The sequence below is a fragment of the Saccharopolyspora sp. genome (genome assembly GCF_017434145.1).
Lineage (GTDB): Bacteria > Actinomycetota > Actinomycetes > Mycobacteriales > Pseudonocardiaceae > Saccharopolyspora_C > Saccharopolyspora_C galaxeae.
This window is the reverse complement of the sequence record NZ_JAFRFW010000605.1, coordinates 1-6,421: the sequence shown is the minus strand read 5'-3', so window position 1 is coordinate 6,421 and position 6,421 is coordinate 1. Positions and strand designations below refer to the sequence as shown.

The following is a 6,421-nucleotide window of genomic DNA, read 5'->3' as shown; positions in this document are numbered from 1 at the left end:
GGTCGGAGTCGTTCCCGGCCGCAGTCGGCCGTGTTCCGGCGCCGTTCTCGCTCGGCGCGGCCGGTCGGTGATGTTCGCGACGCGCGCGTGCGGCGGGTTGGTTCGGCGCTCGCCGATCGGCAGACTGGGCCGGACGCACCGGAGGCGAGGAGGAGCGCGGATGCCAGCCGAACAGCCGTCCGGCGACCCCGTGCTCGGCCTCCCCCGCGCCCAGCCCGCCGAACGGGCCGATGCGGCGCGGAACCGCAAGCGGATCTTGGACGCGGCCCGGGACATCGTGCGCACCAGCGGCGTCGAAGGACTCTCCATGGAGGAGGTCGCGCACTCCGCCGGTGTCGGCGTTGGCACCGTCTACCGCCGGTTCGGCGACCGCGCCGGGCTGGCCTACGCGCTGCTCGACGAGCGGGAACGCGAGTTCCAGGAGTCCTTCCTGCGCGGCGCTCCGCCGCTCGGACCCGGCGCCGCGGCCGCCGAGCGCATCACCGCGTTCCTGCACGCACTGGTCGCCCGGGTCGAGGAGCAGTCGGCACTGCTGCTGCTGGCCGAGCACAACACCCCGCACGCGCGGTACCTCAGCGGGGCTTACGCGGTGCATCACCGCCACCTCGCCGAGCTGCTGCGGCAGGCCAGGCCGGGCTCGGACGAGCACTACCTGGCGGACGCGCTGCTGGCCCCGCTCGGCGCCGGCATGGTGACCTACCAGCGTGAGATCGCCGGGATGCAGCCGGAACGGATCAAGGCAGGGCTGGCGGATCTGGTGCGTGCGCTGGTGGCATGACCGTCCATAGTGTCCTACGGCGTGGCTGTGCCGCACGGACGTGCGGATCCGCGGGGCCTCCCGGTCCAACCCCTACGTGCTGCAACAGCTCAGCGGCACCTACGACGCGGGCAACTTCCTCGACGCGCTGTGGCTGGGTGGCAACATCGCGCTCGGCGCGGCGGGACTGCATCCCACGATGGCCGCGTTCGGCGAACCCGGGCCGGACGAGGAGCTGAACCTGAGCCCGCCGGGGGCGGCCGCTCCGGCCGCGCGCTGATCGTTCCCGGCATCCTGCTGGTGCAGTACTGGCAGCAGGACATATCGCAACGCGCGGCGAGATCCATCCATTGCCGCCGCTGGAGCTCGAAGCCGACCGCGCTGCGGGCCAGGCGTTGCGCAGGGTGCGCGGAACCTAGCCCGCGTCGGCGAGGGTGTTCCAGAACATCAGCTCGAACTCCTGGAACAGGCGCGCCTGCTCGCGGGCGGTGGACTCGGTCAACTTCCCGGCGTCGAGCCCGGCCTGCACCGCCGCTTCGGCCTGCTCGGCAGCCCCGGGAGCGGGGTGCGCGAACAGGCCGAAGAACTCGCAGTCCTGTTCGGACAAGCCGTAGTGCGACCGCAGGCCGTGCGCGATCTCGGCGCAATACCCGCCCCACGCCGCGAAGTTCGACACGATGGCGACCGCTGCGTCGGCGGGCTCGGCGTGCAGCGCCAGCCACGACATGTACGCCGGGTACGCCTGGCAGCCCGCTGCGGGGCGGTAGGCAGCCACCTCGTCGTCATCCCACCCGAGCGCGCGGGCGAGTTTCGGCAGCGCGTTGAGCGCGGCGCCTTCGCCCGCGGCGAGCCCGGCGAAGAACTCCCGGGTGGGCCGGTCGGTGGCGCGGGCCGACAGGGTCAGGAAGCTGCGCCAGTCGCACGGCACGATGCGGTGTTCCTCAGCGGCCAGCGCGGCAGGCACCGCACGCGGGGCGTTGCCGTGCCGGACCAGCGGGACCAGCCGGTTGCCGCCCTCCCGCGGCGCGAGCTCCTGCTGCACCGAGTCCAACAGCGCACGAGCGGAGCCAGTCATGACCGCGATGATCGCACGCCGCGCACCGGCCGCTGATCAGAAAACCCTCAGTTCTCGTCGCCGAAGCGCAACGACACGTCCCGCAGCTGCACGCTGGCCAGCGGCCGCCTGCCCGCCAGCCAGGCCAGCGGGCCGCTCGCTTCGAACCGCCAGGACGCCGTGCACAGGCCCGCCGGGGACGACCCGTGGAAACCGCTGATCTTGAGCCGGCCGTCGAGGGTCTGCGCGAGCTGGTAGTCGAACGGCCAGTTCCCGGGCAGCTTCGCCAGCCGGGTGAACCCGGCCGAGGCGATGCCGTCCGCAGCGAACGACGCGACCCGCGATTCGCCGGCCTGCCCGGTCGCCGAACGCAGCCGGAACCGCGCCAGCTCCTTCGGGATGCCCCAGAGCTCGCGGCCGCCCTGCTTGGACGCGGCGCTGTCCACCCAGATCTTCGTGATGGTCACGTGCGGGCGGCCGTCGTGGCGCACCAGCACCGCCTCCAGCAGCTCGTTGTACTCCAGCACCGAACCCGGCCCGTAGACCAGCCACGCGGTGCCGACCAGCCCGGAACCGCCGAGCAGCGCAGGCTCGGTCCCGGCAGGCACGTCCGGCAGCTCGAACGCGGGCACCGGCCACAGCGACATGTGCATGCTGGCGCGCATGTTCCACGGTTCGGGCGGATAGGTCATCGATGCCTCCAAGCTCTGGGCGTTCAGACGGGGGTGACCGGCAGGCGCAGTGCGCCCGGCGCGGCCTCCGGCACGACCGGGCGGCCGGGCGTGCTCGCGGGGACCTGCTGGTACGGCTCGCCGAGTTCCGGGCGGCGGTCCGGTTCGCCCTTGTTCGGCCACAGCGCCATCGCCCGCTCTGCCTGCGCGGTGATCGTCAGCGAGGGATTCACCCCGAGGTTGGCCGAGATCGTGGAGCCGTCCACGACGTGCAGCCCCGGATGGCCGTAGAGGCGATGGTACGGGTCCACGACACCCTGCTCGGCGTCCGCGCCGATCGCGCAGCCGCCGATGAAATGCCCGGTGATGGGCACGTTGGCCAGATCGGCCCAGCTGCCCGCCGGTACGCCGCCGATGTCGCGCGCGACCGCGCGGGCCGCGTCGTGCCCGGCCGGGATCCAGGTGGGGTTCGGCTCACCGCCGCCCTGCTCGCTGGTGAGCCTTCGCCCGAACAGGCCGCGTTTGCTGCGCAGCGTCAGGGAGTTGTCCACCGCCTGCATCACCAGCAGGATGATCGCCTGCTGCGACCAGCGCCGCGGGTTGTGCAACGTGGGCAGGTCGCGCCAGTTGCGCAGCATGTGCCGCAATCCCAGCAGCAGGCGGTTGCGTCCCGGCTTCGGGTCCACCAGCGACGCCTCCAGCAGGGCGAGCAGGTTGCTGCCCTTGCCGTAGCGGACCGGTTCGATGTGCGTCGTCGAGTCCGGGTGCAGCGACGAGGTGATCGTGACTCCTTCGCTGAAGTCGCGTTCGGACCCTTTCGCGCGGGCGGCGAGGATCTGCTCGGAGTTGGTGCGGCTGAGCACGCCCAGCTTGGCCGAAATGCGCGGCAGCACGCCCTCGTCGCGCATCCGGTGCAGCAGCTTCTGGGTGCCCAGCGCGGAGGCGGAGAAGATCACCTGGTCTGCGGTGAAGGTCTTGCGGTGCTTGCGGAATCGGCCACCGGTGCGCACGGTGTCCACTGCGTACCCGCCGCCCGGCAGCGGCCGCACCGTCGTGGCCGTGGTCATCGGATGCACCGCGGCGCCCGCGTTCTCCGCCAGATGCAGGTAGTTCTTCGCCACGGTGTTCTTCGCGCCGTGCCTGCACCCGGTCATGCAAGCTCCACAGTGGATGCATCCGCTGCGGTCCGGTCCGGCGCCGCCGAAGTACGGGTCGGCGGCGGTTTCCCCCGGCTCGCCGAAGAAAACCCCGACCTGGGAGGTGTGGTAGGTGTCGCCGATGCCGAGCTCCTCGCCGACCCGCCGCATGACCTCATCGGACGGTGTGTCGCGCGGGTTGCGGGTCACACCGAGCATCCGCTTGGCCTGGTCGTAGTAGGGCGCGAGTTCCTGCTCCCAGTCGGTGATCCCGGCCCACTGCGGGTGCCGGTAGAACTCCTTCGGCGGTTCGTACAGCGTGTTCGCGTACACCAGGGAACCGCCGCCCACTCCGGCGCCGCTGAGGATCAGCACGTCCTTGAGCAGGTTGAGCCGGAAGATGCCGTAGCAGCCCAGCGCGGGCAGGTACAGGTAGTCGCGGACCCGCCAGGAGGTCTTCGGGAAGTCCGCGTCGGAGAAGCGCTTGCCCGCTTCGAGCACCCCCACCCGGTAGCCCTTCTCGGTCAGCCGCAGCGCGGAAACCCCGCCGCCGAAACCGGATCCGATGACGAGCACGTCGTAGTCGGCCATGCGCAACCTCGCTGTCGTTTCACCACTGTGGACACACTCGGCGGGGGGTCAGGACTGCACGGCACCCGGGCTCAGGACCCGGTAGTCGTCCAGCGCCACCCGCCGGGTGCGGCGCCGGTACTCGGCCATCGAACCGGGCCAGTTCGTGCTGATCCGCCCGTCCGCACCGCGATACCAGCTCGAGCAGGTCGTCCACACGCTGTGCTGCAACCGTTCCTGGATCTCGCGGTCGAATTCTTCGGCCGCCTCGGCGCGCACCTCCAACGCCGCGCCGCTCCGGCGCACGATCTCCCGCACCGCGCGCACCACGTACCGCGCCTGACTTTCCAGCATGTGCACGATGGAACCGGATCCGAGGTTGGTGTTCGGGCCGTACATCAGGAACATGTTCGGGAATTGCGGCACCGACAGCCCCAGGTAGGCGCGCGCGCCGTCGCCCCACTCCTCGCTCAGCAGCCGGTTTCCCTTGCCGCGCACCGTGATCGAGGAGAGGAAGTGCTGCGCGTCGAAGCCGGTGCCGAAGATCAGCACGTCGGCGTCGTGCTCGATGCCGTCCGCGGTCCGGATGCCGCTGGGCGTGACCCGCTCGATCGACTCGCGCTCCAACCGCACTCCGGGCCGGTTGAACGCCGGGTAGTAGTCGCTGGAGAACAGCACCCGCTTGCAACCGATGGCGTGGTCCGGGGTCATCCCCTCCGCCGTCTCGGCTTCGGCGAGCTGCGCTGCGCGGTGCCTGCGCGCCACGGCGGTGAACGCGCGGCCGATCGGCTGCGCGGTGGTCATCCCGCGCCCGGCGAACTCGAAGAACAACCACACTCCGAGCCTGCCCAGCAGTTGCGCACCCGGAACGCGGCGGAACGCGAATTCGTGCCGCGGCCGGTACGGCCGGTCCGGACGGGGCACCACGTGCGGTGCGGAGCGCTGGAAAACCGTCAGCTTCGCGGCGCGCTCGGCGATCTCGGGCACGAATTGGATCGCGCTCGCGCCGGTGCCGACCACCGCGACGTTCTTCCCGGCCAGCTCGCAGCCGTGGTCCCACCGCGCGGAGTGGAACGCCCGGCCCGCGAACTCCTCCCGGCCCGGCAGATCCGGCACCAGCGGCTCGCTGAGCTGGCCGACCGCGGGTACGAGCACGTCGGCCTGCACCTGCTCGCCGGACTCGGTCCGCAACCGCCACCGGCACTGCTGCTCGTCGTAGTGCGCGGCCACGATCGCGGTGCTAAGCCGCAGGTGGTCGGTGAGCCCGTAGTGCTCGACGCACCGGCGCAGGTACCGCAAGATCTCCGGCTGCCGGGCGAACCGGAACCGCCAGCGCGGTTCCCGCGCGTGCGAGAACGAATACAGGTGCGACGGCACGTCGCAGGCGGCTCCCGGATAGGTGTTGTCCCGCCACACACCGCCGACGCGGGCGGCCCGCTCGTAGATGGTGAACGAGGTGTACCCGGCGCGGCGCAGTTCGGCCGCCACCGCGATACCGGCGAAACCACTGCCGATGATGGCCACATGCGGCGGGCGGATCGGTGCCATCGCGGACTCCTGGGGCTCGTGCGCTGCAGTTCGGAGATCACGCTAAGCCGCAGCCGCCCGCACCGGTCTGACCCCGGCGGTCAGATCGTTGACATCTTCGGACACCGGACTCATCGGGCACTGGCCTCACCGGCACCGAGCGCACCGGGGCACCGGGCTCAGGCCAGCGCGCGGCGCACCAGCTTTCCGGTGGTGTTGCGCGGAACCGACTTCACCAGCACGACCTCGCGCGGGACCTTGTGCCGGGCCAGCCGGCGGCGGACGACCTCGACGATCTCCTGCGGTTCCAGCTCGGCGCCCGGGATCGGCACCACGAAAGCCCGCAGCCGCTGACCGAATTCCGCGTCCTCGGCGCCGATGACCGCGACGTCCTTGACCGCTTGGTGGGTCGCGATGAGGTTCTCCACCTCGGCGGGGAACACGTTCTCCGCGCCGGAGATGATCATGTCGTCGGCTCGCCCGTCGACGAACAGCAGCCCGTCACCGTCGAAGTGCCCCACGTCCCCGGTGTCGATCAGCCCGTCGATGCGCCCGCGACCGACCCCGGCGGTGGTGTAGCCGGTGAAGGCGAGCTGGCCACCTGCGAAGATCCGGCCAGCGGTGTGCGGTCGGGTGATGCGCCGGTTGCGCTCGTCGTAGAGCCGCACCGCGCACCCGCGCGGGGACCGGCCGACCGTGCCGGGCG

Annotated in this window: 6 protein-coding genes and 1 pseudogene; 2 read left to right on the top strand and 5 right to left on the bottom strand. The window is 71.5% G+C overall.

Going from position 1 to position 6,421, the window contains the following annotated elements:
* Positions 1–160: 160 nt before the first annotated feature.
* Entirely contained in the window at positions 161–778 is a 618-nt protein-coding gene (locus IJH84_RS16705) for a TetR/AcrR family transcriptional regulator (protein ID WP_200069481.1), read from the top strand.
* A gap of 40 nt (positions 779–818) precedes the next feature.
* Positions 819–1,037, top strand: a complete 219-nt coding sequence (locus IJH84_RS16700) for a hypothetical protein (protein ID WP_295146038.1) — start codon at positions 819–821, stop codon at positions 1,035–1,037.
* A gap of 135 nt (positions 1,038–1,172) precedes the next feature.
* Here the strand turns inward: IJH84_RS16700 and IJH84_RS16695 are convergent, their stop codons facing one another.
* The 5 genes and pseudogenes from IJH84_RS16695 to IJH84_RS16675 all read right to left on the bottom strand — a co-directional run.
* Positions 1,173–1,832: a transcriptional regulator gene (locus tag IJH84_RS16695; protein ID WP_295146036.1), complete on the bottom strand. Its 660-nt coding sequence runs from the start codon at positions 1,830–1,832 to the stop codon at positions 1,173–1,175.
* A 47-nt stretch (positions 1,833–1,879) separates the two neighbouring features.
* Positions 1,880–2,503, bottom strand: coding sequence for an acetoacetate decarboxylase family protein (locus IJH84_RS16690; protein WP_200069483.1), 624 nt, complete (start codon positions 2,501–2,503; stop codon positions 1,880–1,882).
* 23 nt (positions 2,504–2,526) lie between these two features.
* Complete coding sequence (locus IJH84_RS16685) at positions 2,527–4,209, bottom strand: GMC family oxidoreductase N-terminal domain-containing protein (protein ID WP_295146033.1); 1,683 nt, start codon at positions 4,207–4,209, stop codon at positions 2,527–2,529.
* A 48-nt stretch (positions 4,210–4,257) separates the two neighbouring features.
* Complete coding sequence (locus IJH84_RS16680) at positions 4,258–5,736, bottom strand: NAD(P)/FAD-dependent oxidoreductase (protein ID WP_295146031.1); 1,479 nt, start codon at positions 5,734–5,736, stop codon at positions 4,258–4,260.
* A 158-nt stretch (positions 5,737–5,894) separates the two neighbouring features.
* A pseudogene (locus tag IJH84_RS16675) lies at positions 5,895–6,421 on the bottom strand (AMP-binding protein); the annotation flags it as partial.